A 25,248-nucleotide genomic window follows, 5' to 3' on the forward strand; every position below is an offset into this window, starting at 1 on the left:
GAGAAGGTAAGAGATGGATTTGTTTGAAGAAAGGGGTCTATCCGTGACCACACTATTTCTCTATATGGCCGTTTATTTATTGCCGGCGTTCTTATTGAGCCACCTTGCGCTTGATGTTTTGCTCCGCAACCCGCGCCAAGTCGAGCACCGACTGCTCAGTCTGTTCGTATTTGGCTACGCGATGCTGTTCTTGGCCGAGTTTGGACGACATCTGTCCCCAATTGAAGCCAGTCCCGCCTTCGTCACCTATTGGTTCGGCAACGCTGGCATTTTGATTTTTGTGTGTTCCGTCCACTTCATCGTCAAAGTGACGGGAGTCGGGGCGAAACTGCCGAAATGGATGTATCCGTATGTCATCTATTTGCCGCTCGTACCGGTCGCGTTGACGTTCGTCCGCCAAGAGAACATTTTGAACAGTCAGCGGTTCGACCAAGTCGGCGTCTGGATTTATCCTGAGTTCAATGCATCGTATTTGACGACGATGACCGTCGGCAACGTGTTTCATTTCCTCATCATCCTGTTACTCGTCTATGCACTCAAACGCGCCGATCGGACCGAGCATCAACGTGTTCTGCGCATGCTCATTTGGACAGCCGTCGCCGTCCTCATCTGGGACATCGTCTTCGGCTATTTCCAGCTCCGCGGAATCATGCCGCCTTACGCGTATATGTACGGTGGGCTTGTCTGGGCGGTCGCTCTCGTCGTCGCGATGAATCGACTTGATTTCCTAGCGTCTTACGTCAAACGGTATGGCACGCTCTATAACTTGAACCCGTCGGCGATTCTGCTCGTCGATGATCAGGGACAGATTGAGAGTGCGAATCCGGCCGCGCGCACATTGTTTCATACGGTCCGTGTCGTCAATGAACGTTTTGTCGATTTGTTGCCCGAGAAAAAGCGGGACGAATGGAGTGCGCATTACGACCAACATTTCCATGCGCAAAAAAAGTTTCTCGAGTTCGAGACGAAGATTCAGACAAAATCAGGACAAGAACGGTACGTCGTCATCGATGGTGATTTCGTCTATATCGATCAAAAAATACACGGTATGATTTTAATCCGAGACGTCCATTCGTTCAAAGAAGCCGAGCAGTCGATTCGCTTCTTTGCCTATCATGACCCGCTCACGAAACTTGCAAACCGTCGGGCGTTTTATGAGCAGGCCGACCAGGCATTACTGCAAGCGGACACGCTCGCGCTTGTCGTCATCGACCTCGACGGCTTTAAAGGAATCAACGACACGTACGGCCACCAGGTCGGCGATGATTTTCTCGTTCATCTCGGTGAGTTGCTTGAGATGGCGACGCCGGAAGCGGGACTGGCCTCGCGCGTCGGCGGGGATGAGTTCTATATGTATGTGCCGAACGTCGATGCAGATTACATCGTTGCGTTCGTCGAGCGCTTGCAGTCGCTGCTGACGGAGCGACCGTTCCGGCTTGGACATGAGACGATTCCGATTCGAGCGAGCATCGGGGTCAGTGTCGCACCGGATCAAGGGGAGGACTTGGACACGCTCATCCATAAAGCTGATCAGGCGATGTATCAAATCAAGCAACACGGTAAAAACGACTATGCGATTTATGACGAGGTGTTACACGGACCGAAATAACGGGAACGAGAATGAAGATGGCAATTTGATAGAGGAGGAGACAATATGACTGAAAAACCGTTAGTGACGATGCGAGCCGAAGGGGAAGCGACGAGTGTGAAGACGACGGTGCATGTGCGTGACCTCGAACCGTTCGTCGTCGATGAACCGGAACGTCTCGGCGGGACGGACGCCGGTCCGAACCCGCTCGAATATTTGCTCGGGGCGTTGTCGTCGTGTACGACGATCATGATTGCCTACGTGGCGCAAGACCAAGATTTCAACTATGACGGGGTGACGTTCGTGACCGAAGGAACGCTCGACCCGCGCGGCTTCCAAGGCGTTGAAGGAGTACGGACGTATTTTGAGAAAGTACACGTCAACATCGTCCTCGATACGACCGAATCGGATGAACGGATTGCGGCGCTCCAGAAAGGCGTTGAGGCTCGTTGTCCAATCCACAATTTAATGCATGCGGCCGACGTCGACATCACGGCGACGTGGACACGGAAGTGAGGATGGGGCGACCCATCCTTTTTTTGATGTAGACAGGAATGTTTGCCGACGAGCACGAACAAAAAGAGACGTGAGAAAGGAGGTTGTCATGGATATTTGCCCGATGACACAGCAAGACGCCCGCGCGATTCAAGCGTGGACGTACGAGGCACCGTATGATTTCTATAACCAAGAAGCTTCAGCGGAAGGGCTCGATGAACTGATGGCGTATCAGGCCGTCCATGACGAGGCGTTGATCGGTTTCTATTGTCTCGGCACGTACGCACAGGTGCCGAACGATACATACGTCTACGATGACACATGCGTCGACCTCGGGCTCGGCATGCATCCGGATCGAACGGGACGGGGACACGGGCGTACGTTCGTCCGGTTGGTGATGCAAGAAGCGGCGCACGAAGGCAAACCGCTCCGGTTGACGGTGGCCGCGTTCAATGAGCGGGCCATCCATCTCTATGAGCAGCTCGGGTTTCGACAGGTCACTTCGTTTGAAAAAGGGGCGACCCGTTTTCTCGTCATGACCCGATAATCAGCCGTACTGTTTCTGATGGGCTTTCTTTCGCTTCAAATAGTCCTCGTCCGCCCGAAGCTGGTCCCATCGCTCTTTGAAGATGCGGGCCGATTCCGCTTTCTCCTCGTCGATTTGTCGGTCGTGGAGATCTCCGTCGTCCTTATATTTTCGTCCGCCTTTATAGTTGGCGTAACGTCTCGCCCGGGTATAGCCCATCTGGATGAATTTGCGGGCCATATCCATTCCGACGAAATCATCGTTGGCCCGGTATTTTTCGAACAGCTCCATAATCTCATCAGCGGACTGTTTGGCGATGTCTGGCGTCTTGAAACGCCAATGGGGGAGAATCTCACTTTTATACGGTTCGACGAGTAGGACGCCTTGTTCACCTCGTCCGACTCGATACAGCTCCGGTTGTTTACGGAAATCAATCGTTTCAAAATCTAAATCATAATCAAACGGCATCGTCATCCCTCCTCATGGACTCATTCCCGGAACGAATCCGAGGGAAACGACAGAAAGGAAGAACAAGATGATTCAACTTGATACAGACCGGCTCCAGTTGCGGGCGTTTCAACTCGAGGACGCTGAACAGATGTTTCGATACGCGCAAGACGAGCGGGTCGGACCAAAAGCAGGATGGGCGCCGCACCAATCGGTCGAGGAGACCCGTGACGTCATCCGGCTGTTCCAACAAGACCAAGACGTCTGGGCCATCACGTTAAAAGAGACGGGTGAAGTCATCGGCAGTCTCGGGTTGCACGACCGCCGGCTGGACCCTGAGATTCAGCATGACCGGCAACGCGAGATCGGGTATGTCCTCAGCCCGGACCATTGGGGGCAAGGGTACATCCCGGAGGCCGTTCATGAAGTGATGCGTCACGGTTTTGACGACCTCGACCTCGAGCGCATCTGGTGCGGTCATTTCGACTTCAACGACCAGTCGCGCCGTGTCGTCGAAAAGACAGGATTCACATACGTGTTCACGACATCCCAACAGTTGACGCGCTTAGATGGGCGCACTGTGCAGAGCCTCATCTACGTCGTGACGAAAGAGGAGTACGAACGTGTTAAAGCGTGAACAAAAGCCAGCGTGTCGATTTGCGACGCGCTGGCTTTTATTTATGCGTGCTCGACAGGTTGGAGTGATTGAACGATTTCGTCTTTGATCGTGACGCCGCTCGCTTCGAGTTCAGCGATTTTATCGGCGAACTGCGGCAAGTACGCTTTGTGGGCGATGAGCAGTTCATCGAGCACCCGTTTCGCGGTCTCGCCGCTCGGGATAAGCGGATTGATGATGAACGCTTGAAGGGCGAGTCCGTAGTCACCGGTCACGGCCGCTTCTTCGACGCACAGTTCCATGTTCTTCATACCTTGGAGCCATCCTTTTTCAGCGGGGGCGAGCGCGCCGAACGCAATTGGTTTCGCACCGGTCGCACCGATATAGGCCGATACTTCGACGACATCGTCTGGCGCGAGATCAGGGACGGCCCCGTTGTTCTTCGTCGAGACGACGATATGTGTGTTCTTATTGGCGTAAATCGAGGCGATCGTCTCACACGCCGCATCCGAGTAGTGGGCACCGCCGCGTTTAGACAGTTGCTCCGGTTTATGGTCGAGGTTCGGGTCTTTATACAGCTCGAACAGCTCGGCTTCCGTCTGCTTCACTTGCTCAGCCCGCGTGCCGACGGCCGGGTCCCGATATTCCTCGAGCATGTGGGCGAGCATCTCTTCGGCACGATAGTAGTATCGGTGATAGCCGCAAGGAATCAAATTCATCTGTTGCAGTTGTTCTTGGAAGAACGGCATGTCATGAATATTGGCGGGGATGCCGGAATCACCGTCATACATCTTGTCGATGATGTCGCGCGTGACGTCTTGACCATGCACGTCATGAACCCGGTGCCAGTGGAAGTGGTTCAATCCGGCGAACGAGTAAATCAACTCTTCCGGTTTCTTGCCGATCAGTTCCGGTTCTGCCATCATCGCATTGACCGGCACGTTGCACAGTCCGATGACTTTGTCCCATTTGCCGTAACGGATGACCGCATCGGTCACCATTCCGCTCGGATTCGTGAAGTTGACGAGCCAGGCGTCCGGACAGAGTTGTTTCATGTCTTCGACGATATCAAGGATGACAGGAATGGTACGGAACGCCTTCAAGATGCCACCGGCCCCGTTCGTCTCTTGGCCGACCATACCGTACGAGAGCGGGATTCGTTCGTCTTTGATTCGGGCGTCGAGCAAACCGACACGGAACTGGGTTGTGACGAAGTCGGCGTCTTGTAACGCTTCTCGACGATCGAGCGTCAAGTGGACTTTGACGTCATACGGAGAAGCGTCCCACATCCGCTGCGCCATCTGTCCGACGATGTCGAGCTTGTCTTGGCCGGCTTCGATATCGACGAGCCAAATCTCACGGATGGGTAACTCTTCGTAACGCTTGATGAACCCTTCCATCAATTCTGGTGTGTAGCTGCTGCCGCCCCCGATGGTGACGAGCTTGATTCCGGTTGTCATTTCAATCTCCTCCTCGTTTGTTCACAAAAAAATTCTGAATGTGTAAATATATTTGCTGGCTGAATGCAACTTCTCATCTCCATTTCAGTATAAAATAAAGAAAAATGAACACAATAGATTTACAGACAACTCCGAAAGCGTTTACAAAATAAAACACATAAATACTTATTTTTTGTGAATTCAATTTACGAGAGGAGACCGGACATGCTATTGACCGAGAAAATGAAACAAGACCTGTTCTCTAAATCGGAACGGACCGTCATCGACTATTTGTTCGCCGAACGGGAGCGAATCCACGACAAGACGATGAAACAAATCGCCGAGGTGACGTATACACACCCGTCGATATTAAGTCGTATCGCCATGAAATTGGAGTTTGCGGGTTGGCTCGAGTTGAAGGAACAGTTTTTGGAAGAAATCGAGTATTTAAATCGTCACTTCTCGGATATCGATGCCAATGAGCCATTCTCACCCAAGGACAACTTGATGGTCGTGGCGAACAAGCTGGCGGCGCTCAAGCAGATGACGATTGAGGATACGCTGTCGTTGCTCGATTACGAGGCGTTCGAGCAGGCCGTAACGATGTTATGTGAGGCGCGGCACATCAAAGTCTTTTCTGTCATCCATAATTTGTTGCTCTGTCACGACTTCAAGTCAAAGATGAACCGAATCGGCAAGCAAGTCAGTCTCTGCGAATTCGACGCCGAGTTCGAAGCGGCCAACTCGGACGAAACGACGTGCGCGCTCCTGATTTCCTATACGGGGGAAAGTGATTATACGGTCGGGCTTATTCCTTACTTAAAGAAACAACGTGTGCCGGTGCTCGCCTTAACGAGTCTCGGAGAGAACGCGATCTCGCATCAGGCCGACTGCACGCTCCGTTTGACGACCCGTGAGCGCCTCTACTCGAAAATTGGGAGCTTCACGACGAACGATTCGATTCATTGTCTGCTCGACCTGTTGTACGCTGGTGTGTTCTCGACAGACTATGAGGCGAACATGGCTTACAAAGTGCAAATCTCGAAACGGTTTGATCATCGTAAAAGTTCGAGTGAAGTCATGCAGGAAGACTGAAAACACCCCTTCAAGCGAAGGGGTGTTTGTTCAATCGAGCGAACGCAAGAGCGCGCGCACCGGACTGCCATCTCCTTTGACGATCGGGAGCGGCACGGCGTTCAATTCGTAATCACCAGGGGCGATATGGTCGAGGACGAGTCCTTCGAGAATATGGACCCCGTTCCGGGCGAGTGCATGATGCGCCGCCATCTCTTTACTGTCGATCGCGTCGACCGACGGCAGATCGAGACCGATCAAGTAAATCCCAAGTTCGCCAAGCCGGTCGGCGAGTGAAGGTGTGAGTTCAGGGATATGGCTCGGGAACTCCTGCTTATTCGGCCAGCCGTCCGTCTTTAAAATTAATCGTTCGACGCCGGTCAAGTCAAAGCCGTCCAAGTCCGTCGCCTCGATTCGTTCGCGGCCAGGGAGATGGATGACTCGGGCCGGGCCGATATAGAGACCGGGATCAAGGTCGATGACGCGCTGTCCGGCGTCGTCGAAATGGAACGGGGCATCGATGTGCGTGCCTGTATGCAGGCTCATCGTCACTTTCCCGACGTTGACCGAACCGCTGTCGGCCATCGGCCAAGCGATTTCGTAACGGAACGCCGTGTCACCTGGCCATGTCGTGATGGAATCTTCGAGCGGTTGCGAAACATCAATCCATGTCATCGTGTTCGTCCTCCTCACAGTTTTGTCCGGACGGTCCAAAGTTCAGGGAAGAAGCGATGGTCGAGGACGCGTCGCAAATAGTTGACGCCGGACGAGCCACCGGTTCCCATCTTTTGACCGATAATTCGCTCGACCGTGCTCATATGGTTGAAGCGCCACATCTGTTGCTGGCTGCCGATATCGAGCAGTTTCTCTCCGAGCTCATACAAGTCCCAATATTTGTCCACGTCCCGGTACACCTCGGCCCAAGCCGTTTCGACGCTTTCGTTCCATTCCCAGTCTTTCGTGACATCCCGGTTGAGCACGGTGTCATCGATGGCGAGACCACGGCGATGCATTTCGCGGACGGTCATGTCATAGATGCTCGGTGCCTGTAGCGACGATTCGAGAAGCGGGTATAGCTCCTCATCATGGGCGTACACACTGAGTGTGCGCGCGTTCTTAAAGCCGAGGGCGAACTCGATTTGGCGGTTCTGGTACGATTGGAAGCCAGAAGACGAACCGAGTTTGTCGCGGAACTCCAAATATTCAGCCGGGGTCAACGTCGCGAGGACGCTCCACGACTGGATGAGCTGTTGTTGAATCTTCGAGACGCGGGCGAGCATCTTGAACGAACGCTCGAGCTCTCCCGTCTCGATGGCGGTCACGGCTGCCGTCAGTTCATGCAAAATCAATTTCATCCAGAGCTCACTCGTCTGATGGATGATGATGAACAGCATCTCGTCATGATGGTCCGATAAGCGGTGCTGACTCGATAAAATCGGGTCGAGTTGTAAATAGTCACCGTATGACATGTCTTTTGAAAAGTCTGTCTGAATCGATTGCTCGACTTTATGTTCAATCCGTTCACTCATATCGATTCTCCTTAGGCCACGACTTCACGGACGTTCTCGAACGCCTCGTATTCTTTGTTTTCCATAATTGTCTGTAACGTCATCACGACATCATACACATCGGTGAACGTGTTGTAGAGCGCGACCGGTGCGAGTCGGATGATGTTCGGGGCCCGGAAATCCGGAATGACGCGATGTTGTTTGAGCGCTTTACAGATGCGGGCCGCCTCCGGATGCTCGAGGCTCAAATGGGCACCGCGTTGCGTCTCGTTGCGCGGGCTGCCGATGACGAATCCGTATGGGGCGAGCACCTCGTCAATCAATGCAGTCATATACGTCGTCAAAGCGAGCGATTTCTCACGGATGGCGTCCATCCCGACCTCGTTGAACATCTCGAGGGCACCAAGTTGCGGGGCCAGACTCAAGACGTGCGGTGTCCCGATTTGGAACGCTCCGGCGTCATCGGCCGGCGTCATCGTGTGATCCATATCGAACTGTTTATCTTTGCGTGAACCGAACCAACCGGCCAGGCCAGGTGTCGTCCCGAAATGACGTTCATGGACGAACAGGCCGCCGACACTGCCAGGTCCGCCGTTCAAATGTTTATAGTTGCACCAGTAGGCAAAATCGACGCCCCAGTCGTGGAATGCGTGCGGGATGGCGCCGACCGAATGGCAGGCGTCAAAACCGATCAAGATATCCCGTTCATGCGCCGCCTTGGCGAGACGGGCCATATCGAGGATTTGTCCGCTGCGATAGAGGACGGTCGGCAAGACGATCAAGGCGATGTCGTCCGTCATCGCTGCGATGATGTCTTCTTCCTTCAAGTAGCGTCCGTCCGGGCTCGAGACTTGGACTAAATGTTCGCTCGGGTCGAGTCCACGGAGCTCGAGTTGACTCTTCAAGGCGTAGATGTCAGATGGGAAGGTGAGTGTGTCGGCTAAAATCTTCGTCCGCTTGCCTTCGGGTTTAAAGAATGAGGCGACGAGTTGGTGCAAGTTGACCGTCGTCGACCCGGTGACCATCACTTCTTCGGCTCTGGCTCCGACGAGCGGGGCGTTAAGTGCGGCTAATTGTTCCGATAAGTTGAACCATGGGTGGCGTCCCGACATCCACCCATCAATCCCGAGCTCTTTCCAATCGCTCAGTGATTCGAGTAACGTCCGTTCGGCCCGTTTCGATAACAGGCCGAGCGAGTTACCGTCCATATAAATGCCGTCTTGCGGCAAATAAAATTCTCCCCGGTATGGTGCGAGCGAGTCGCTGGCGTCGCGTGTTTCTGCGTACGCCCGTGTGAAATCTTGAGCCATGTCATTTCCCCCTTTGACTTGCGTGTCATGCTGACAAAAGCGTAGCAATCAGGGCATGGCGTGTCAACACGAATGACCGCAGTTCGGGCATGGTTCGCACGTGCTTCTCGCGCGTGTATATGTGATGATGAAATGGAGAGAGTCAATCTGAGGGAATTGGGTGATCAGACCCACGTGAAAGGAGAAGAGGATATGAAACTAATTGCCATCGATTTAGACGGGACGCTATTATCTCGGACAGGTGTCATCACGGAGGCGAACCAAGAGGCAATTCGCCGGCGTCAGGCCAAAGGGGATTTAGTCTCGATTTCTTCCGGACGTTCGATTCATGATATTGAGGAGCTGTTGAAGCGGAGCGATTTGTCGTGCCCGATTTTGTCAGGGAACGGCGCAATCGCCTTCTATGAAAATGAGCGGATTTATTACCATGCGCTCCCGAAAGATGTCGTGCAAGAGTTGTGGGATGTGGCCCACGAGCACGGAGCGTACGTTGAATTTTATACGAACGCCGGAGTGAAAGTGCTCCGATCGGGCACCGATTTGTTGACGGGTGAGTTGGACGAGGTGTTGCCACATGATCAATCGTTCACACGAGAGTGGGGCGAGCGGGAGATCGAGATTCAAAACGAACAATTCGGGTTGACATACGTCGATGCGATTGAGGACATCGACTTCGAGGCCGACGAAGTGTATAAAGTGTTCGTCTATTCGTTCGACCGGCGCAAGCTGCATGAGCTCCGGAAATTGTATGAACCACGGACAGATATTTTAATCACGACGGCGGGCTGGACGAAGATTGAAATCGGTCATCCGAACGCAAGCAAAGGGATGGCGTTGACGCAGTTAGCGGAGCATCATAACATCCCGCAATCAGACATCGTGGCCATCGGTGACAACTTGAATGATATCTCGATGTTTGAAGTGGCGGAAACACGGATCGCGATGGGGAACGCCGTCGATCCGTTGAAAGACATCAGTACCCACATCACGAAAGATGTCGAAGCGGACGGCGTCGCCTATGCGCTCGACCACTATATCGATAACTAATTTTTGGAGAAATGGTGAACAAGGATTCGTCAATCGATAAAAAGGTTAATGTATCTGTGTAGTCCTCATTCAACGTGTTGAGCTGAAAGGGGGCAACGGATGAAACAAAGATTCCATCGTTGTTTGACTGAGGCCGGCTCGGTGAAATGAGAGACATGTTGGATGAAGCATCGGCTGACTAGACGACTCTCCTCGTTCAAGCTGTCGTCCACCTGACCTCGCGTAAGGGGTGAGGGGCAGACAAAAGAGAATCGGTGGGAGACTAGACGTTTAGGCAACTCGGTGTTTCAAAAAAAGGTGGGCCCGATGAGGTTCATGATTGATTTCAACCACATCCGTCAAAACGCAGTCAGAGTCATTGTGGAGACGAGATTCCCGTCAAGGACTTGATTGCTGTTCAGACGAACGTACGCCCCGAAATCACGTTCTGAACCACGTCCGATTTCTAGTTTATATTCATGTACCGCATGGGACGGTCGGCCGGGAACATTCTCGGTCGGTTGAAAGTCCGCTTTTCTAGAAACGCTCACCGGAAGCGCCACGTTTGTGGCGCTTTTCTTATGGGGCGAAGGTTGTGACGCGGGCCGGTCGTTCGCCGATCGCTTGACTTGAAACGTATAGGCGGTGTCCGGCCCCGTCCGCGGACGTTAAACCGTACACGTACGAGGGTACCCGTGTCGCCTGAAATGTTATAATGAATCGCAAGTTGTTGCTGCAAGTCGCGTTAGTTGCTGGATCTTGGTCGAGTAGCAGACGTAGAGGAAAGTTGTAGAGGAGTGAGGGTATGCCAAAGATTTATTGGCTCGGGACGTTCGTGAGCGGAGTGATTCTGACGACGATGGGAGAAGCAGGCGGAGTCCCACGGATCGTGCCCTATTTTTTGATGGCGCTCGGTGTGACCGGGTTTCTCGTTCAATCTTGGTTCGAACAAAAACGACGCCGTTAAGCCGGCGTCGTTTTTCATTACATCGATTCTAGGAGTTGGTCAAGCAGCGTGTCGATGTCAGCTTGGAGGACATCGGCCCGGTGTTGCAACGCCATCAGCTCGGTGAGGTCGTTCGTCTCATTCATTTGATGAAGAAGTTCCTGATGCGCTTCTTCGAGCGCAGACAGACGAGCCTCATCCGCCGAGATGTCTCGAGCCTCGACCGCCGTCACGGTCGCTTCTGTTGATTGCGTTCTCTTCGGTACCGCCACGACTGCTTCCGGTTCGTACTGGCGTTTTTCGAGCGCATACGTGACATTTCCCGGGAAACGTGTCGCTGTAACATCAAGCCAATAGGTGACGGGGAACAGTTTGTTCAAGAAGTAGCGGTCGTGCGAGACGGCGACGAGCGTTCCGGTGAAACGATCGAGCGCGTCTTCAAGCGCTTCGCGTGCTTCGATGTCGAGGTGGTTCGTCGGTTCGTCTAAGACGAGCACGTTCACATCCTCATGCATGAGAATGGCGAGCATGAGCCGCATCTTCTCACCGCCGCTCAAATCTTTGACCGGTTTAAAGACGCTCGCACCATAGAAGAGGAATTGGGCCAACAGTTGACGGGCCTTTCCCTCGTCGACGGCAATCCGGTCGCGGAACGCCTCGATGAGCCGGTGGGAGTCCTCGAAGTCGATGTGTTGGGACAAGTAGCCGATGCGGGCCCGTTCCGCTCGTCTTAGCGTACCCGAGGTCGGTTCGATTTGACCGAGTAACACTTTCAACAGTGTCGATTTACCGCTCCCGTTCGGACCGACGATGGCGACACGCTCCCCGTGACCGGTGTAGAACGACACATGCTCGAAGACGGTCCGGTCGTAACTGACGGTCACATCGGTCGCCTCGAACACATCGCGGCCGGTCCGTCCGTGCGCTGTGAACTGGATGTCAGGTTGCACGGCTTCGAGGCGAGGGCGCTTAATCGTCTCGATGCGGGCGAGCGCCTTCTCCATCGATTTGGCGCGGCGGTAAAATTTCTCGTTCGGCGGATTGCCCTCGTTCGCCCATTGCCGAAGCTGGCGAATCGTCTCTTTCATCTTCTTGATTTTCTTTTGTTGCTCCGTGTAGGCGTGGAACTGATCGAGCAATCGTTTTTCTTTTTGCGCAACGAACGCGCTGTGATTGCCGTCAAAACTCGTCAATTCCCCGTCCTCGCACTCGACGATGCGCGTGGCGACTGCATCGAGAAAGACGCGGTCGTGCGAGACGAGGAGTAACGTGGACGGACTGTCACGCAGGAACGACTCGAGCCAAGCCATCGCCTCTAAATCGAGGTGGTTCGTCGGTTCATCCAGGATGAGCAGTTCCGGTTCTTGGAGCAATGCCAAGGCGAGGCCGACTTTGGTCCGTTCGCCGCCGCTGAGCGTATCGAACGGTCGGTCCACGAAGCGGGTCAGGCGCAGCCCGTCGATCATCGCGTTCACTTTCGAATCGATGACGTACCCGCCGCCGTTCTCATAGCGCGTCTGCAAGGCACCGTACGTCTCGAGCAGCGCGTCGATGTCGTCACTCGAGGCCATCTGTTCCTCGAGCTGTCGCATCTCGTCACCGAGTCGCGTCAACTCGGCGAACGCGGTGTAGAGCACGTCTCGCCCTGACTTATCGGGATGGGCCGGGATTTGGGCCAAATAGCCGACATGTAACCGTTGCTTGCGATAAATGGTCCCTTCGTCTGGCGAATCGGCGCCGACGATGAGACGCAGAAGCGTCGTTTTGCCGCTCCCGTTCCGTCCGACGAGTCCGATTCGTTCGCCGGCGTTCACGTGAAGATTGGCATCTGTCAAGACGGCATGGCCGCCAAATTGTTTTTGGATGTGTTGTAACTCGATTAACATGAGTGGTTCCTCCTAAAGTAGAGGCCTATCAAAAAAGCCGAGCGCAAAGAAGCGCTCGGCAAGAAAGAGAGGCGCTTTGTCGTATTTCAGCAATGTCTAAAAAAGGACAGACGGGTCCTGTGATTATGCGACATCGTGAAAAATCGCACGCAAAATGTACAAATGTTCTGTTGACCAATGCGTACGTCCGACAAAGTTCACCTTTCTCCCTCCTTTCTATCATCATTACGCTCATTGTAAGCGATTTCGGATCGTTCGACAACTAGGGGACAGGAATATCGAGAACCGATGTCGTATTGTTTAGACATCAGGGAGGAGGGACGCCATGCGCAAAGAATGGCTCGGTGCCATCAGTTTAACGCTCGCCGCCAGTATTTGGGGCGGGATGTACGTCGTCAGTAAATATGCGCTCGGCTATATCGAACCGTTCACGCTCATCTGGATGCGTTATGCCGTCGCGTTTGTCGTCCTGTTCGCGATGTGGTGGGCATTCGGGCGCGAGCAAATCGCTCGTCGCGATTGGAAATGGATTGCGCTCGTCGGCGTCATCGGATACGTCGCCTCGATTTCGTTTCAGTTCATTGGTACGAAACTATCCGACGCCCATACGGGATCGCTCGTCACGGCGGCGACACCGGCGTTCATGGTGATTTTCGCCCGAGTCATCTTGAAAGAGCGGCTCACACCTGTCAAAATCGGGTCACTCCTGTTGGCGACGCTCGGGGTCATCATCGTTGTCGGTTGGCACGTCGAAGGCACGTATTTCATCGGCAGCCTCGTCTTGGTCGGTGCGGCCATCACGTGGGCGCTCATGTCCATCTATGTGAAAATCGCATCCGAGACGATGTCGTCGTTGACGATCACGACGTTCGCCATCGGTATCGCCTTCGTGTTGATGACGCCGCTCATGGGAGTGGAAGTGGCCGCATCCGGCTTACCGAATATGACCATGGTGCTGTGGATGAGCGTATTGTATGTCGGCATCATCTCGACAGCCGGGGCGTTCTTCTTTTGGAACAAAGGGATTGAACTCATGGATGCGAGCGTCGGGTCATTATTCTTCTTTTTCCAACCACTCGTCGGGGGTTACCTCGGCTGGCTCGTCCTCGACGAACGACTCGACCGCAACTTCTTTATCGGCGCCGCCTGTATCGTCACGGCCGTCACGTGGTCGACACTCGCCGAGCGACGGCAAAAGCGTGTCCGCGAGACACGTCAAGCTGAGGAGCGCCATATCTTATAACCAAAGACGACCGACCCGCTCTGGGCCGATCGTCTTTTTAAAATCCGTGATGATCGAGTTTGTCTTCGTCGCGCTTCATCTCGAGTTCGAGCCGCTGAATCGCGAGTTTCTCTTGCTCGATTTTGAGTCGAAGTTCTTCTAAACGAGCCTTTCGTGTCTTATTAAATGTATCTGCGGCGATGGACACGACGACGATGACCATAATATAGAAAAAGAAATCCATTTGATACGCCTCCTTTTAGTGTGAGCCGAACAAATCCGTCACCAGCTGTTGTGTGAGGAGCGCCTCACGACCGTCCGTCATGATGGCTGTATCCTCGGTCACTGCCGAGATAAAGTGGTCGATTGCCCCTTGGAAGCCTCGTTGGGTCAGGAGCGTGTCCCATGACCCGAACGTCTTCGTTGAATGGGCGCCGTGCTCGAACCGTTGAAGCGTCACCATCTCATCGACCGTCACGCGCAGTCCGTCGCGGATGGCGCTGAGTCCTTCATGATTCGTCCCGGCTTTACGGTGCATCGACGTCGTGTGCAGTCCGTGCTCGTCTTGCCAGATATGGCGCGCGAAGTGGAGACCGTTCGCCTCGGTCGTCGCGATTTGGCCCGTCACTAAGCGCAACTCGCTTCCGGCGAAGTACCGGAGCGTGTCGACGACATGCAAATAGTCATCGAGCAACGTGAACTGATAGTCATGGCCGCGCAATCCGTCCCCGCGATGCTTGACGAAGTCGAGCGTGTGGAATGGGGCTGCGTCTTTCACATGCTGATACATCGGGGCGAAGCGGCGATTGAAGCCGACCATGAGCTTCCGGTTCGTCTGCTCGGCCAGCTCGACGAGTCGTTCCGCCTGTTCGATCGTCGCGGCGAGTGGTTTATCGACATAGACATCTACCCCGTTTGCGAGCAAATAAGACAAGACCTCGTAATGCGTCTCGGTCGAACTATGGACGAACGCCGCATCGACGGACGCTGCGAGTTCGGGAAGTCCCGTGAACGATTCCATCCGATGGGCCCGACAAATCGCGTCACGTTTGGCGACGGTCGGGGAATAGGCACCGACGAGTTCGAACGACGTGCTGTTCGTTAAAATCGGTAAGTACGCTTTCTGTGCGATGCCGCCGAGACCGACGACACCAATTTTAGGCTGACGCATATGTACCACTCCTTTTCTATCATCATAACGAAAAAAAGACCGAATGACACGCACGCTCGAAGCGTCAGGTCACTCGGTTTTTGCTTATAGGCTGGCACTGAGCACGATGTCGCCTTCGGGTGCCGTATTGCCTCGTTCAGGTTCTTTCGTGACAGCGACGGTATCCCAGTCCATCTCCGATTCGGTCGAATCGAGCGTATAGATGACGGTCCCGTTGCCTTTGTCGTCTGTGACGAACGCCCCGGTCGGAATCGGAGAGTCGTCTTTTATGAGCCAAACTTGATACACTTCGTTCGCTTCGAGCGCATCGAGTCCGTTCGTTTGGACGATGAGCTGACGCTGGCCATCCTGTTCGGCGAGGTACGCCACGCCTTCCGATTCACCTTCGAGCGGGACCGTCTCGGTCAAGGCGATGCCGCTCGGCTCATCTTGGTTCAGGAGCAGATAGCCGTTTCCGATCAAGGAGAGCATGAGTGCGGCCGCGAGTGCGAGCGCTCCCCATGGCGTCTTCTGTTTTTTCTTCGTGGCTGTGAACGGTGTGATTGGGGTCGGTTCGTCTTGCTTCGACTCCGTCTCGTCTTCTGCGAACACGTTGTCGAGGATGCGTGCCTTCATCCCGCTTGGCGGTTCAGCCGGTTCAGAGAGGAACGCGACGCCGCCGACGAGGGCCTCGAGTTGTTCGAGCTCTTCTTGACATGTTTGACATGTCGCGAGATGCGCTTCAAACCGGATGCGTTCGTCTTCCGTCAAATGCTGGTTAAAATAATCAATCAATTGGTCACAAGCGTTCATCGTTCCACCTCCTTCTCATTCACATCATGGGATAAATGCCTTCGTAGCTGTTTCAATGCTAATCGAATCCTTCCTTTTACAGTTCCGAGCGGGATGCCGCACGTATCGGCAATCTTTTGCTGGCTGAGCCCTTGGAAATACATGAGCCGGACGACTTGTTGTTGCTCGGCCGGCAGTTCGGCCATCGCCGTCTCGATTTGGGTCCGCTCTTCTTGCCATTCGACCTCGGTCTCGACGGACGGGGCCGGGGACGGGATAGCTTCCGCGTAAGACTCATCCAATTGCAGGTCGGGTTTTCGTTTGCGAATCAAGTCGATCGTGACGTGACGGCTCATCGTGAACAGCCACGATTTGAATTTTCCTTTTGTCTCATCATACACGCCGCCACCGCGCCATAGCTTGATGAATACTTCTTGCATCGCTTCTTCGGCGAGGTCGCGGTCTTTCGTCAACTGCATGACGAACGCGTAGAGGATTCGTTCATAGCGGTCATAAAGTGTCTCGAGCGCTTGTTTGTCTTTTTGCCTGACACGCTCGTACAATTCAATATCAGTCATGGCTTGCTCCTTTACACATAAGGGAATCCCTTGTATTGATCTAACGGATGAAACCGTAAAATGGATGCCTATTTGACGTGACTATTTTGTGAACAGTCAAGATTTCCCCGCGTCTAACGGGAACAACTGGACGTCATCCCTCCGATACGGCGGAACAGGCGTAGATTCAAGGCGCTGAGCAGGCGGTAGGCCACGTAACTGAACAGCGTTGCTGTGAACAAAGTGACGAGAAGCGCCGAGCCGCTCGGGAGCCATTGTTGCCAGACTGAATAGGACCGGACCCCAAACAAAAAGGTGAAGACGAGCCCGAACCCGATCACGATTCCGCTATACTGACAGTAGTAACGGCTTAATCGATTTTTCATGTTGCCACGTCCTTTCTCTTTTACTATACGAGATGGGGTATGGCGACACAAGGAGGATGACCATGAAACGATTTACTAGCGAGGGACGGGTGCTCGTCTGTTTTGATTTTGATGAGACGTATTTTCCGCACGCTTGCTCTGTTGACCAGTTGGAGCGATTGCGCCAACTTGAAGACTTTCTCGATGTCCACTCACATCGGTTCTCGACGATGTGGGTGACGGGGAGTTCACTTGAAACGATTCGAGAAAAAATGGCACGGGCAGACATGCGTTATTTCCCGCACCGGATTGCGGCGAGTCTCGGGACAGAGCTGTATCAAGTGACAGCGTCCGGACAACTGGAGCTCGATTCCGGTTATTCGTCACGGTTTCCCGATGACTTTTCAGACCGTGTCACCCAAGTCGTCGACAGGCTAGGGCGAACACTCACGATTGAACCACAGACGAACCTTGGCATAAGCGGCTGGATGCACAATTATTATTACTTCGGCGAGAGCAAGGATGAGCTCGAGCACATTCGTTCGAGCGCCCGTGACTTCGGGATCGCCGTCAACGTCAGTCGGTGCAATCCGCTCGCCGGGGACCCGGCAGACGCCTACGATATCGATTTCATCCCACAAGGGGCGGGGAAAATCGCTGCAGTCGACTACGTGTGCGACCGATATACGTTTCAGACCGAGCACGCCTACGCGTTCGGGGACAGTGGGAACGATTTAGGGATGTTAAGGTATGTGGGTAACGGCTATGTACTTGGCAACGGGACGGAAGAAGCCAAACGAGAACATGGTCGTGTCACCGAGGGCATGTATGCGGATGGGATTCTAGAAGTGTTACATCGAGCGGTGCGGTAGATGGATTTAAGCGCTGGCGACTAGACGTAGCGCTGCGGTCTCCACACGTTCGAACAAATGAGTTTTCAGCCGATGGGTCGTTAAATCGAGCGGCAGACGACGTTTCCAAAGCTCTGTGAACACTTCGGAGAGGACGGACTCGGCCAAGTCGGCTCGCGTCGTCAAGCGGAGGGCGAGTGAATATAAGATGCGCTCATAGCGGTCGTAAAGTAGTTCGAGCGCAGAAGTGTCGCGGTTTAACATGCGTGCGTATAAATCGTGATCGGATATGAATGACATGGTGGACTCCTTCAGAATGAGACTCTCTCGTGGTTGGGTTGCGGGCAAATGACGTAACCTTCTTATTTCACTTATGGGGTGAACGTAAACGGTTACTTTCCGATTCGAGCACATTCAAAAACAGCCAATGTTCCGCTGATTAGCGGAATGTTGGCTGTTTTGTAGTTAAAACGACGTATAACAGTGCGGGCACGTCTGTGTGTTCCCGCCGGACCGTTTGAACGTTTTCTTACAGTTCGGACACGTGACGGTCTCGGTGTCTTGACCGAACAGGCTGCCGCGGTTGAATAAAACATTGCTTAAATTTGGCAAGGCTTTGGCCGCATAAATCATGGAAATGAATAAGACGATGGCCAAAACGGCCAACAGCAAATAGGTCATATCGGGTAAACCCCTTTCGCGAAACTTTCGTTTCTTCTAGCATACGTGAAATTGTGCGAACGCACACCTCCAGACTGGAATTACGAACAAATGTTCTGTATACTAAGAGTAACAAAGGAGGGAGATTAGATGAGGCAAGAAGTCATGCGTTGGATGCGGAATGGACGGGTCGTGGAAATGATGTATATCGATCGGAACGGGGTCATTTCGAAGCGACGTGTCAAGCTGATGAAGCTGCAAGGCGATCGACTCGTCGCCTGGGACGTGAACAAACAAGCGCGTCGAACATTTTGTATGGAACGTGTCCTCGCCTGTCTCCCGACGATTGAACGTGCCTCAGGACGAGAGGAGGGAATCGGATGACACCACTTCCGAAATGTTCGGCACCGGCCGAACGGGCGCTTCGAGCTACCTATATCGATACGCTCGAGCAGTTGTCCACGTACACGAAACGAGAAATTGCGGCCTTGCATGGGGTCGGGCCAAGTGTACTGCGAATCTTGGAAACCGCGCTTCACGAGCAAGGACTTCGGTTCACCGACAACGAAATAAATTCCTAGTCCCGTCCTGGACTAGGAATTTTTTGGTTGGGCGATTGTATCGCACGTAAAAAGGGAAGTAATATATTTGTCATCTCCATTACAGCCTAATATCTAGTACCATGACGATAAGGTTTGCGAACCTAGCGACACCCATGAGAAAGGAAGTACACAGCATGAGGACGAAACGTTTATCCGCCATTCTAGGAAATGAGATGGATGACATCGAACGCGATCCATGGGTGACCGGAATTGAGACAGATTCCAGAAAGGTCAGTCCAGGGAATTTATTTATCTGTATCCGCGGCTATACGGTGGACGGACATGAATTCGCTGAGGACGCCGTCTCCAAAGGAGCGGTTGCTGTCATCTCGGAATACCCGCTTGACCTTGAGGTGCCGAACCTTGTCGTCGCGGACACGAAGCGGACAGCCGGCGTGGTGGCCAGTGCCTTTTATGACCACCCCTCACATCGGATGCGCATTTACGGTGTCACCGGTACGAACGGGAAGACGACGACCGCGACATTGACATATGATTTATTTCGTCTGTCCGGCCGACCGGTCGGAATTGTAAGCACGATTGGAGCACGTTATAAAGATCAAACATTAAACACACCAAATACGACGCCTGAGGCCGTCGTCTTACATCGTTTGCTGGCCAAGATGGCCGATGCCGGCGTGACCGATTGTGTCGTCGAGGTCTCCTCGCATGCGATGATGGAAGGACGTGTCGAAGGTGTCCGGTTTCACGCGGCGGCGTTCACGAACTTGACGCATGACCATTTGGATTACCATCGCTCGATGGATGAGTACGCCCGAGCCAAAGCCCGATTGTTCGAACAAGTCGAGACGACGGACGGGGATGCCATCATTTTAAACGCTGAAGATTCGGCCAGTGACACGATGGCCGCGTTTGCCCCGACTCGTCGGCGCATCATGTACAGCACCCATGCGGACGTACCGGCTGATATTCAAGTCATCTGGCATGACCAGACGGTCGTCATTAAAATGAACGCGCTGACAATTGAGGCTCCGGTCCGCTTCATGGGCGCATTCAATGCCGCTAACTTGGCCGCGGCCATCGGTCTCGTCTCCACATCGGAACTGATGCTGCGATCGATTATCGCCAACGTGCCGGGACTCACGCTTCCGAAAGGTCGGCTCGAACGACTCGATACGGAAGACGCCGAGATTTATCTCGATTATGCCCATACGCCGGACGGCCTCGAGAAGTGTCTGTCGACGCTTCAGCAAGGGGAACGTGAACTCGTTGTCGTGTTGAGTGCGGCGGGCGACCGTGACCCGACCAAACGGGCGGAGATGGGTCGCATCGCGAGTCACTATTCGAACGACTTGATTGTGACGGTGCATGACGTGCGCACGGAAGAACCGAAGCGCATCATCGATGGACTGCTCGCCGGAATCGACGCGAACACGCATTATGTGACGTTCGAGGAACGACGGGACGCCCTGCGCCACGCGGCGCAACAAGCGCTCGACGGCAAACGCATCGTCGTCGTCGGAAAAGGGCATGACCACGTCGAACGCGTCGGCCGAGAGTCGATTCCGTTCAACGAATCAGACATCCTGCTCGATGAATTAAAAAAATTGAAGGGCCAAGAACCGGCCGTTTAACGAAACGATGACAGCTGTCATCGTTTTTTAATGTGTGATTTTTGCAGAAAAAGGTAATAACTATTCATGTAACGCTATCGAAGGAGGAGAACAGACATGTCAGTTTTGTACAAAGAGTTTACAAATGATGAAGAAGTCGTGACCGCCATTCAATCGATGAAAGCGAAAGGGATTGAGGACAAGCACATTTATGTCATCACCCACGACGATGACCGGACCGACCGTGTGGCCGATAACGCCGACGCGAATACGGTGACGGCATCGGACGTCGGCCTGGGGACGGCCGCGAAAAACTTGTTCCGTAAAAAAGGGGACGAGCTCCGAGCCCAGTTCGAACAGCTCGGTTTCTCATCGACCGAAGCCGATCAACTTGAGAAGAAATTAGATCAAGGCAAGGTGATTGTCGTCGTCAAAGACGCACCAGCCGGATTCACATTATAATTCCACCACCATGGAGAATACAGAGACAGGGCTGAATCGAAGGATTCAGCCCTGTTTGTATTAGTCGTGGATGCGGACGACGGTCCGGCCGCTCAGTTCACTGCGCATCATCGCCTCGGCGTGACGCGGAACGTCGTGCAGCGGAATCTCATGGACCATATGGTTCAGCACGCGTGTGTCGACAAGTTCATGGAGCCGTTCCCACGCTTTCACGCGACGGGCGATCGGTTGCATGACCGAATCAATGCCGATGAGCCGGACGCCTCGTAAGATGAACGGATAGACGGTCGTGTGGAGCTCATGGCCACCGGCAAGCCCACACGCGACGACGGTCCCTTCGTAGCGCGTTCGGCTAAGGATGTTACCGAGCGTCTCGCCTCCGACCGAGTCGATGGCAGCATCGAACCGCTGTTCATCCAGCGGACGGGACGGTCCTTCGAGTTCACTTCGGGCCATCACGTTCTCGACGCCGAGGTCACGCAAATACGCCGGGTCTTGTTTGCCGGTCGAGGCAATGACGTGGTAGCCGAGCTTGTGGAGCAAGGCGATGGCAAAACTGCCGACTCCCCCGGAAGCACCGGTCACGAGTACTTCTTGACCAGGATGCACACCCTCGTGTTCGAGCGCCTCAACAGCGAACATGGCGGTAAGTCCTGGCGTTCCGATCGTCATTGCATCTCGCAGCGCCATACCTTTCGGTAGTTTGATGAGCCAGTTCCCAGGGACTTGAGCGTAACGGCTGAAGCCACCGAAATGTCGTTCGCCGATGCCGAAACCGGTCGCAATGACATCGTCGCCGGCTTTGAAATCGAGATGGTCGGATTCAACGACTTTCCCGACGAACTCGCACCCGGGGATGAACGGATAATGACTGACGATTTTGCCGGATCCGGTCAGCCCGAGAGCGTCTTTGTAGTTGAGCGCTGAATAATGGACTTCGACGAGGACGTTGCCGTCTTCTTCTCTCGGAAGGGCGTCGAATTTGACGTCGGTCACCGTGGAATGGAGACGGTCGTCTTTTTTGTCGAGGACGAGTGCTTGAAATGATTCGTTCATGGTCAATTGGCCCCTTTCGCTGATACGTATTCTATTCCTTTGTTATCATTCCCCACCTGCCAAAATATATACACGAATGTTTCGTTCTAACAGGGAGTGGAATGGTACAATGAAAGAGATTCAACTAGAGTGAGGAGGAATGAAGCATGCGGCACGACGACTATGAGTTTGATGAAGAAGTAGAAGAAGGCGAATTGTTTAACGTATACGACATTCTGCCACCGGATGGAACCATTCTTGAGATGGCTACGGCCGAAGAAATGGTACGTGCGGCGGAGCTCGAGGCGACGCATAATGCCCTTGAGCGAATCCAAGACTCAAACTTCCAGTTGTCAGGAATCACTTTTAAAGAGTTGCTGGCAGAGTTCGAGCGATACGAGCAAGAATCGATGGAATTCTGGACAGGCGTTTATAGCCGATTGCGCATTCCATGGGCATGGACGATTCGAATCGATGTGGCCAACGGTCCGATTCACGTCGTCAATGACCGCGACATCTTCATCGACGAAGCGGACTTCGAAGAATATGATTTCGAAGAATACGTGGATGATGATTACGAAGACGAAGACAATCAATGAATCCAAAAACGTCTTTCCCTCATTCAGGGAAAGACGTTTTTTTGTTGTCGAGGAATGAGGCACGGATGCGTGTCAGTTCCGTCGCACCGAACCAGAGCCCGACCCCACACAAGACGGCGACACCGCTCACTAACGCGCCGACGATGGCGGTATCTCCAATCATCGTGAACGACAGCGTCAGACTGAACAATCCGAAAAATAATAATCCTCCTGCAATCGTCTTCATGATTAAGTCATCCTTTCTTGTTTCGTCTGCCTTTAGTGTAGGCGGTCTAGTAAGAAAAGGGTGACTGAATTTTATACCAGGTCAAAAATCAAGCGAGGTCATATACGGAATACGTCTTGCCATTCTCGAACGGCTCGTCTAGTAAGTGTTCCGCCAAGATATGGGCGACCGTCTCAGGGGTGCGCAATCGGCCTTCTGTCACGTAAGAACGGAACTGTTCCACGTCACGGAACGCGTCTTCTGATGAGGCCCGGATGCTTGCCTGCATCGCGGTGTCCATCACGCCTGGGTTGAACAAGGCGATTTTATCGTTCGTACCGGTCAATTCAAGGGCGACCGTCTCGGTGAAATGGTCGAGCCCGGCTTTCGTCGCACAGTATGCACTCCAGCCCGAGATCGGGCGCTTTGCGGCCCCAGAGGTCACGTGGATGAGCGAGACGGGCAGATCGTACGCGAGCACCGCGTTCGTCAAGAGCATCGGGGCGAGCAGGTTGGCTTGGACGTGGGCGATGAGCTGCGCGGCGTCCAATTGGCCGGACCGGTGAATCGGTTCAATCAAGGCTGCGTTTTGGACGACGAGCAAGGATGTCGCCGTCTCGATGAGCGGCTTCACGTGTTCGAGCGCGGCCAGTGTACTTGTCGGATCAGCCAAATCGACCTCGACGTGACGGAACGAGGCATCGGTCGCCTGCGTCCGTGAAAAATTGACGACCTCGTAATCCCGCTTCAATAGTTCCTCGGCGATGGCACGGCCGAGACCGCGCGACGCACCGGTCACGATGGCTAGTTTCATGACAGTTCCTCCTATTCGTGAATCGTCTTCCGGTACCCGTAAAACGGACGGAAGTTCAGTTTTTCGTAATACGTGTGGGATGAAGCACTCGCGAGCATCTCGAGGCGCGTCTCAGGGTAGAGCGCATGGACGTGTGACAACAACTGCTCGCCAATCCCGAGGCGACGGTGCGAGGCCGCGATGAGCAGTTCGCACACGTACAGGCTCACGGTCGTGTCGGTCAACCCACGCAAGTAGGCAATCACCAGTCCTTCTGACTCGACGACATAGGCAACGTTCGATTGCCGCCACGCCTGTTTCGTCAACTCGTGTTGTCGCACGAGTTGACCCCAACCTTCCGCTTCATTCAACGCTTGAATCTGTTCAAAATCAAATTCTTCATAAGGACGAATGACCATCAACCTTCACCTACTTTCATTTCAATGGCTTTGATGAGGTCGAACGCACCATCTGACTCGTTCGAACAGACGACCGAGACGATGTCTGTGGCCGGGTAGTACGCAGAATGAAAACTGACGCCGGGGTCATAACCCATGACATGATATTTGAACACGTGTCGCTTCGCATCCAATTGAATCCACAGACCGTAGCCATAATGTCCGCCTTTATCGTTTACCTTCACATGAGGAGTCAGCAGTCGTGATGTCATCTCCTCGCCAAGTAGGTGATGAGCGAGCAAGGCGCACCAAAGTTTGGCCATATCTTGTGCCGTCACGAACGCGCCGCCGTCCGCTCCGCCTTTGACGGGAATGGAATAGTGGTTCGTCCGCCACGAGCCGTCCGCGTTGTCGATATACCCGAGCGCCGTATTCGCCGGCAAGGCATCGAGCGAGAAGTACCCCGAATCGGTCATGTCGGCCGGCTTGAACACGAATCGTTCGATATAGTCCGAGAACATCAACTCGCTCGCTTGTTCGATGATGAGGCCGAGCAGGATATAACCGGCATTATTGTATTGGAACACGCCCCGTTCTTGTCGCATCGGCTCGTGCTGGAACATTGGGAGAAAGTCACGTAGCTGCCTGATGTGATACATCGGACGTTGCCGCCACAATTCCTCAAAATCGTCCATGACAGACTCGTCGAAATAATCTGGGATGCCGGACGTGTGAGTGAGCAACTGTTCGACTGTCACGGCCGGATCGAACGTTGGAAAATCGATGGTGAGGCATTCGCCGAGCGTCGATGTAAATGCCAACTTGCCTTGTTCGATGAGCTGGCAGACGGCGATGGCCGTGAATAACTTACAGCCCGAAGCGATACCGAATCGGGTCGACGTTCGATTTTCGATTCGTTCCGCACGATTCGCATAACCTTGTTGATGGTCGAACAGGATGTCGTTCTGTCGCATGACGAGCGCCGATCCAGAAAAATCAGGTTTAATGGGAAGGTCAGTAAAGTCGTCGTCCAAAAGCTTGTTCATCGGGCACCTCCGAAAGTTTGTCTAGTGTTTTTAGCATAGCATACGGCCAATCAATCCCTAACCACACAAAAAAAAT

General features: G+C 53.6%; 32 protein-coding genes. 14 read left to right on the plus strand and 18 right to left on the minus strand.

The window, feature by feature from the left end; all coding sequences use genetic code 11:
• Window positions 1–43: 43 nt before the first annotated feature.
• The 3 genes from ACZ2GZ_RS01335 (at window position 44) to ACZ2GZ_RS01345 (ending at window position 2,630) form a co-directional block, all read left to right on the plus strand.
• Window positions 44–1,609, plus strand: a complete 1,566-nt coding sequence (locus tag ACZ2GZ_RS01335) for a sensor domain-containing diguanylate cyclase (protein ID WP_214715707.1) — start codon at window positions 44–46, stop codon at window positions 1,607–1,609.
• Window positions 1,610–1,654: 45 nt separating this feature from the next.
• Entirely contained in the window at window positions 1,655–2,104 is a 450-nt protein-coding gene (locus ACZ2GZ_RS01340) for an OsmC family protein (RefSeq protein WP_021065934.1), read from the plus strand.
• An 88-nt stretch (window positions 2,105–2,192) separates the two neighbouring features.
• Entirely contained in the window at window positions 2,193–2,630 is a 438-nt protein-coding gene (locus ACZ2GZ_RS01345) for a GNAT family N-acetyltransferase (RefSeq protein WP_214715705.1), read from the plus strand.
• Here the strand turns inward: ACZ2GZ_RS01345 and ACZ2GZ_RS01350 are convergent, their stop codons facing one another.
• The gene (locus tag ACZ2GZ_RS01350; RefSeq protein WP_214715703.1) at window positions 2,631–3,077 is read right to left on the minus strand and encodes a DUF4385 domain-containing protein; all 447 of its coding nucleotides are present in this window, start codon (window positions 3,075–3,077) and stop codon (window positions 2,631–2,633) included.
• A 67-nt stretch (window positions 3,078–3,144) separates the two neighbouring features.
• Between ACZ2GZ_RS01350 and ACZ2GZ_RS01355 the strand changes: the two genes are divergently transcribed.
• Entirely contained in the window at window positions 3,145–3,693 is a 549-nt protein-coding gene (locus tag ACZ2GZ_RS01355; protein WP_214715701.1) for a GNAT family N-acetyltransferase, read from the plus strand.
• Window positions 3,694–3,734: 41 nt separating this feature from the next.
• Here ACZ2GZ_RS01355 and ACZ2GZ_RS01360 read toward each other — a convergent pair whose 3' ends face one another.
• A complete protein-coding gene (locus ACZ2GZ_RS01360; protein WP_214715699.1) occupies window positions 3,735–5,132 on the minus strand; it encodes a 6-phospho-beta-glucosidase in 1,398 nt (465 codons plus the stop codon).
• Window positions 5,133–5,336: 204 nt separating this feature from the next.
• Here ACZ2GZ_RS01360 and ACZ2GZ_RS01365 point away from each other — a divergent pair, with 204 nt between their 5' ends.
• Window positions 5,337–6,206, plus strand: a complete 870-nt coding sequence (locus ACZ2GZ_RS01365; protein WP_214715697.1) for a MurR/RpiR family transcriptional regulator — start codon at window positions 5,337–5,339, stop codon at window positions 6,204–6,206.
• A 30-nt stretch (window positions 6,207–6,236) separates the two neighbouring features.
• On the opposite strand, the gene kynB is transcribed toward ACZ2GZ_RS01365, so the two are convergent.
• Genes kynB through kynU form a run of 3 tightly spaced genes read right to left on the minus strand, consistent with a single transcriptional unit; the run spans window position 6,237 to window position 9,003 of the window.
• On the minus strand, window positions 6,237–6,860 hold the full coding sequence (gene kynB, locus ACZ2GZ_RS01370) for an arylformamidase (protein WP_021065946.1): 624 nt from the start codon (window positions 6,858–6,860) through the stop codon (window positions 6,237–6,239).
• Between the two features lie 14 nt (window positions 6,861–6,874).
• Window positions 6,875–7,714 (minus strand): tryptophan 2,3-dioxygenase, encoded by an 840-nt coding sequence (gene kynA, locus ACZ2GZ_RS01375; protein WP_029594523.1) that lies wholly within the window; start codon window positions 7,712–7,714, stop codon window positions 6,875–6,877.
• Between the two features lie 11 nt (window positions 7,715–7,725).
• Window positions 7,726–9,003, minus strand: coding sequence for a kynureninase (gene kynU, locus ACZ2GZ_RS01380; protein WP_214715695.1), 1,278 nt, complete (start codon window positions 9,001–9,003; stop codon window positions 7,726–7,728).
• A 192-nt stretch (window positions 9,004–9,195) separates the two neighbouring features.
• On the opposite strand from kynU, the gene ACZ2GZ_RS01385 reads away from it, so the two are divergent.
• Both ACZ2GZ_RS01385 and ACZ2GZ_RS01390 read left to right on the plus strand, forming a co-directional pair.
• Window positions 9,196–10,050, plus strand: a complete 855-nt coding sequence (locus ACZ2GZ_RS01385) for an HAD family hydrolase (protein WP_058765009.1) — start codon at window positions 9,196–9,198, stop codon at window positions 10,048–10,050.
• A 784-nt stretch (window positions 10,051–10,834) separates the two neighbouring features.
• Window positions 10,835–10,996: a hypothetical protein gene (locus tag ACZ2GZ_RS01390; RefSeq protein WP_201455035.1), complete on the plus strand. Its 162-nt coding sequence runs from the start codon at window positions 10,835–10,837 to the stop codon at window positions 10,994–10,996.
• Window positions 10,997–11,013: 17 nt separating this feature from the next.
• On the opposite strand, the gene abc-f is transcribed toward ACZ2GZ_RS01390, so the two are convergent.
• Window positions 11,014–12,861 (minus strand): ribosomal protection-like ABC-F family protein, encoded by a 1,848-nt coding sequence (abc-f, locus tag ACZ2GZ_RS01395; RefSeq protein WP_214715693.1) that lies wholly within the window; start codon window positions 12,859–12,861, stop codon window positions 11,014–11,016.
• A gap of 325 nt (window positions 12,862–13,186) precedes the next feature.
• Between abc-f and ACZ2GZ_RS01400 the strand changes: the two genes are divergently transcribed.
• Window positions 13,187–14,104 (plus strand): DMT family transporter, encoded by a 918-nt coding sequence (locus tag ACZ2GZ_RS01400; RefSeq protein ID WP_214715691.1) that lies wholly within the window; start codon window positions 13,187–13,189, stop codon window positions 14,102–14,104.
• Between the two features lie 37 nt (window positions 14,105–14,141).
• Here the strand turns inward: ACZ2GZ_RS01400 and ACZ2GZ_RS01405 are convergent, their stop codons facing one another.
• The 5 genes from ACZ2GZ_RS01405 to ACZ2GZ_RS01425 form a co-directional block, all read right to left on the minus strand.
• The gene (locus tag ACZ2GZ_RS01405) at window positions 14,142–14,327 is read right to left on the minus strand and encodes a hypothetical protein (RefSeq protein ID WP_021065953.1); all 186 of its coding nucleotides are present in this window, start codon (window positions 14,325–14,327) and stop codon (window positions 14,142–14,144) included.
• 15 nt (window positions 14,328–14,342) lie between these two features.
• Window positions 14,343–15,254: a Gfo/Idh/MocA family protein gene (locus tag ACZ2GZ_RS01410; RefSeq protein ID WP_214715689.1), complete on the minus strand. Its 912-nt coding sequence runs from the start codon at window positions 15,252–15,254 to the stop codon at window positions 14,343–14,345.
• An 84-nt stretch (window positions 15,255–15,338) separates the two neighbouring features.
• Complete coding sequence (locus ACZ2GZ_RS01415) at window positions 15,339–16,046, minus strand: anti-sigma factor (protein ID WP_214715682.1); 708 nt, start codon at window positions 16,044–16,046, stop codon at window positions 15,339–15,341.
• Window positions 16,043–16,603, minus strand: a complete 561-nt coding sequence (locus tag ACZ2GZ_RS01420; protein WP_214715675.1) for an RNA polymerase sigma factor — start codon at window positions 16,601–16,603, stop codon at window positions 16,043–16,045. Before ACZ2GZ_RS01420 ends, ACZ2GZ_RS01415 begins: the two co-directional genes overlap by 4 nt.
• 113 nt (window positions 16,604–16,716) lie before the next feature.
• Window positions 16,717–16,968 carry a hypothetical protein gene (locus tag ACZ2GZ_RS01425; RefSeq protein ID WP_214715673.1) on the minus strand — a complete coding sequence of 84 codons (252 nt, stop codon included), beginning with the start codon at window positions 16,966–16,968 and terminating at the stop codon, window positions 16,717–16,719.
• Between the two features lie 62 nt (window positions 16,969–17,030).
• Between ACZ2GZ_RS01425 and ACZ2GZ_RS01430 the strand changes: the two genes are divergently transcribed.
• On the plus strand, window positions 17,031–17,819 hold the full coding sequence (locus ACZ2GZ_RS01430; RefSeq protein ID WP_214715671.1) for an HAD-IIB family hydrolase: 789 nt from the start codon (window positions 17,031–17,033) through the stop codon (window positions 17,817–17,819).
• 6 nt (window positions 17,820–17,825) lie between these two features.
• Here the strand turns inward: ACZ2GZ_RS01430 and ACZ2GZ_RS01435 are convergent, their stop codons facing one another.
• Both ACZ2GZ_RS01435 and ACZ2GZ_RS01440 read right to left on the minus strand, forming a co-directional pair.
• Complete coding sequence (locus tag ACZ2GZ_RS01435) at window positions 17,826–18,098, minus strand: sigma factor (protein WP_214715670.1); 273 nt, start codon at window positions 18,096–18,098, stop codon at window positions 17,826–17,828.
• A gap of 165 nt (window positions 18,099–18,263) precedes the next feature.
• On the minus strand, window positions 18,264–18,479 hold the full coding sequence (locus ACZ2GZ_RS01440; RefSeq protein ID WP_251128688.1) for a hypothetical protein: 216 nt from the start codon (window positions 18,477–18,479) through the stop codon (window positions 18,264–18,266).
• 129 nt (window positions 18,480–18,608) lie between these two features.
• Here ACZ2GZ_RS01440 and ACZ2GZ_RS01445 point away from each other — a divergent pair, with 129 nt between their 5' ends.
• The 4 genes from ACZ2GZ_RS01445 to ACZ2GZ_RS01460 all read left to right on the plus strand — a co-directional run bounded on the left by ACZ2GZ_RS01445 (window position 18,609) and on the right by ACZ2GZ_RS01460 (window position 21,096).
• The gene (locus ACZ2GZ_RS01445; RefSeq protein ID WP_021065961.1) at window positions 18,609–18,842 is read left to right on the plus strand and encodes a hypothetical protein; all 234 of its coding nucleotides are present in this window, start codon (window positions 18,609–18,611) and stop codon (window positions 18,840–18,842) included.
• Window positions 18,839–19,039: a helix-hairpin-helix domain-containing protein gene (locus tag ACZ2GZ_RS01450; RefSeq protein ID WP_058764992.1), complete on the plus strand. Its 201-nt coding sequence runs from the start codon at window positions 18,839–18,841 to the stop codon at window positions 19,037–19,039. Before ACZ2GZ_RS01445 ends, ACZ2GZ_RS01450 begins: the two co-directional genes overlap by 4 nt.
• 155 nt (window positions 19,040–19,194) lie before the next feature.
• Window positions 19,195–20,655: a UDP-N-acetylmuramoyl-L-alanyl-D-glutamate--2,6-diaminopimelate ligase gene (locus ACZ2GZ_RS01455; protein ID WP_214715668.1), complete on the plus strand. Its 1,461-nt coding sequence runs from the start codon at window positions 19,195–19,197 to the stop codon at window positions 20,653–20,655.
• Between the two features lie 96 nt (window positions 20,656–20,751).
• Window positions 20,752–21,096: a YflT domain-containing protein gene (locus ACZ2GZ_RS01460; RefSeq protein ID WP_021065964.1), complete on the plus strand. Its 345-nt coding sequence runs from the start codon at window positions 20,752–20,754 to the stop codon at window positions 21,094–21,096.
• A 60-nt stretch (window positions 21,097–21,156) separates the two neighbouring features.
• Here ACZ2GZ_RS01460 and ACZ2GZ_RS01465 read toward each other — a convergent pair whose 3' ends face one another.
• Window positions 21,157–22,152 (minus strand): MDR family oxidoreductase, encoded by a 996-nt coding sequence (locus ACZ2GZ_RS01465; protein ID WP_214715666.1) that lies wholly within the window; start codon window positions 22,150–22,152, stop codon window positions 21,157–21,159.
• Between the two features lie 146 nt (window positions 22,153–22,298).
• Between ACZ2GZ_RS01465 and ACZ2GZ_RS01470 the strand changes: the two genes are divergently transcribed.
• On the plus strand, window positions 22,299–22,730 hold the full coding sequence (locus ACZ2GZ_RS01470) for a hypothetical protein (protein WP_021065966.1): 432 nt from the start codon (window positions 22,299–22,301) through the stop codon (window positions 22,728–22,730).
• A gap of 19 nt (window positions 22,731–22,749) precedes the next feature.
• On the opposite strand, the gene ACZ2GZ_RS01475 is transcribed toward ACZ2GZ_RS01470, so the two are convergent.
• The 4 genes from ACZ2GZ_RS01475 to ACZ2GZ_RS01490 all read right to left on the minus strand — a co-directional run bounded on the left by ACZ2GZ_RS01475 (window position 22,750) and on the right by ACZ2GZ_RS01490 (window position 25,172).
• Window positions 22,750–22,956: a hypothetical protein gene (locus ACZ2GZ_RS01475; RefSeq protein WP_021065967.1), complete on the minus strand. Its 207-nt coding sequence runs from the start codon at window positions 22,954–22,956 to the stop codon at window positions 22,750–22,752.
• A gap of 88 nt (window positions 22,957–23,044) precedes the next feature.
• Window positions 23,045–23,749, minus strand: a complete 705-nt coding sequence (locus tag ACZ2GZ_RS01480) for an SDR family NAD(P)-dependent oxidoreductase (protein WP_214715664.1) — start codon at window positions 23,747–23,749, stop codon at window positions 23,045–23,047.
• Between the two features lie 11 nt (window positions 23,750–23,760).
• Window positions 23,761–24,147: a GNAT family N-acetyltransferase gene (locus ACZ2GZ_RS01485; RefSeq protein WP_214715656.1), complete on the minus strand. Its 387-nt coding sequence runs from the start codon at window positions 24,145–24,147 to the stop codon at window positions 23,761–23,763.
• Window positions 24,147–25,172, minus strand: coding sequence for a serine hydrolase domain-containing protein (locus tag ACZ2GZ_RS01490; RefSeq protein WP_214715654.1), 1,026 nt, complete (start codon window positions 25,170–25,172; stop codon window positions 24,147–24,149). Before ACZ2GZ_RS01490 ends, ACZ2GZ_RS01485 begins: the two co-directional genes overlap by 1 nt.
• Between the last annotated feature and the right edge of the window lie 76 nt (window positions 25,173–25,248).

This window comes from Exiguobacterium sp. KKT215 (genome assembly GCF_055635335.1).

Bases quoted from the DNA above. Each gene is read 5' to 3' on its own strand.
- ACZ2GZ_RS01390 (WP_201455035.1), top strand. From the start codon at position 10,835: ATGCCAAAGATTTATTGGCTCGGGACGTTCGTGAGCGGAGTGATTCTG.
- ACZ2GZ_RS01340 (WP_021065934.1), top strand. From the start codon at position 1,655: ATGACTGAAAAACCGTTAGTGACGATGCGAGCCGAAGGGGAAGCGACG.
- ACZ2GZ_RS01350 (WP_214715703.1), bottom strand. From the start codon at position 3,077: ATGCCGTTTGATTATGATTTAGATTTTGAAACGATTGATTTCCGTAAA.
- ACZ2GZ_RS01460 (WP_021065964.1), top strand. From the start codon at position 20,752: ATGTCAGTTTTGTACAAAGAGTTTACAAATGATGAAGAAGTCGTGACC.
- kynU (WP_214715695.1), bottom strand. From the start codon at position 9,003: ATGGCTCAAGATTTCACACGGGCGTACGCAGAAACACGCGACGCCAGC.
- ACZ2GZ_RS01355 (WP_214715701.1), top strand. From the start codon at position 3,145: ATGATTCAACTTGATACAGACCGGCTCCAGTTGCGGGCGTTTCAACTC.
- ACZ2GZ_RS01490 (WP_214715654.1), bottom strand. From the start codon at position 25,172: ATGAACAAGCTTTTGGACGACGACTTTACTGACCTTCCCATTAAACCT.
- ACZ2GZ_RS01400 (WP_214715691.1), top strand. From the start codon at position 13,187: ATGCGCAAAGAATGGCTCGGTGCCATCAGTTTAACGCTCGCCGCCAGT.
- ACZ2GZ_RS01485 (WP_214715656.1), bottom strand. From the start codon at position 24,147: ATGGTCATTCGTCCTTATGAAGAATTTGATTTTGAACAGATTCAAGCG.
- ACZ2GZ_RS01440 (WP_251128688.1), bottom strand. From the start codon at position 18,479: ATGACCTATTTGCTGTTGGCCGTTTTGGCCATCGTCTTATTCATTTCC.
- ACZ2GZ_RS01410 (WP_214715689.1), bottom strand. From the start codon at position 15,254: ATGCGTCAGCCTAAAATTGGTGTCGTCGGTCTCGGCGGCATCGCACAG.
- ACZ2GZ_RS01420 (WP_214715675.1), bottom strand. From the start codon at position 16,603: ATGACTGATATTGAATTGTACGAGCGTGTCAGGCAAAAAGACAAACAA.
- ACZ2GZ_RS01415 (WP_214715682.1), bottom strand. From the start codon at position 16,046: ATGAACGCTTGTGACCAATTGATTGATTATTTTAACCAGCATTTGACG.
- ACZ2GZ_RS01475 (WP_021065967.1), bottom strand. From the start codon at position 22,956: ATGAAGACGATTGCAGGAGGATTATTATTTTTCGGATTGTTCAGTCTG.
- ACZ2GZ_RS01360 (WP_214715699.1), bottom strand. From the start codon at position 5,132: ATGACAACCGGAATCAAGCTCGTCACCATCGGGGGCGGCAGCAGCTAC.
- ACZ2GZ_RS01385 (WP_058765009.1), top strand. From the start codon at position 9,196: ATGAAACTAATTGCCATCGATTTAGACGGGACGCTATTATCTCGGACA.
- ACZ2GZ_RS01435 (WP_214715670.1), bottom strand. From the start codon at position 18,098: ATGTCATTCATATCCGATCACGATTTATACGCACGCATGTTAAACCGC.
- abc-f (WP_214715693.1), bottom strand. From the start codon at position 12,861: ATGTTAATCGAGTTACAACACATCCAAAAACAATTTGGCGGCCATGCC.
- kynA (WP_029594523.1), bottom strand. From the start codon at position 7,714: ATGAGTGAACGGATTGAACATAAAGTCGAGCAATCGATTCAGACAGAC.
- ACZ2GZ_RS01480 (WP_214715664.1), bottom strand. From the start codon at position 23,749: ATGAAACTAGCCATCGTGACCGGTGCGTCGCGCGGTCTCGGCCGTGCC.
- ACZ2GZ_RS01430 (WP_214715671.1), top strand. From the start codon at position 17,031: ATGAAACGATTTACTAGCGAGGGACGGGTGCTCGTCTGTTTTGATTTT.
- ACZ2GZ_RS01405 (WP_021065953.1), bottom strand. From the start codon at position 14,327: ATGGATTTCTTTTTCTATATTATGGTCATCGTCGTCGTGTCCATCGCC.
- ACZ2GZ_RS01365 (WP_214715697.1), top strand. From the start codon at position 5,337: ATGCTATTGACCGAGAAAATGAAACAAGACCTGTTCTCTAAATCGGAA.
- ACZ2GZ_RS01470 (WP_021065966.1), top strand. From the start codon at position 22,299: ATGCGGCACGACGACTATGAGTTTGATGAAGAAGTAGAAGAAGGCGAA.
- ACZ2GZ_RS01465 (WP_214715666.1), bottom strand. From the start codon at position 22,152: ATGAACGAATCATTTCAAGCACTCGTCCTCGACAAAAAAGACGACCGT.
- kynB (WP_021065946.1), bottom strand. From the start codon at position 6,860: ATGACATGGATTGATGTTTCGCAACCGCTCGAAGATTCCATCACGACA.
- ACZ2GZ_RS01445 (WP_021065961.1), top strand. From the start codon at position 18,609: ATGAGGCAAGAAGTCATGCGTTGGATGCGGAATGGACGGGTCGTGGAA.
- ACZ2GZ_RS01450 (WP_058764992.1), top strand. From the start codon at position 18,839: ATGACACCACTTCCGAAATGTTCGGCACCGGCCGAACGGGCGCTTCGA.
- ACZ2GZ_RS01455 (WP_214715668.1), top strand. From the start codon at position 19,195: ATGAGGACGAAACGTTTATCCGCCATTCTAGGAAATGAGATGGATGAC.
- ACZ2GZ_RS01425 (WP_214715673.1), bottom strand. From the start codon at position 16,968: ATGAAAAATCGATTAAGCCGTTACTACTGTCAGTATAGCGGAATCGTG.
- ACZ2GZ_RS01345 (WP_214715705.1), top strand. From the start codon at position 2,193: ATGGATATTTGCCCGATGACACAGCAAGACGCCCGCGCGATTCAAGCG.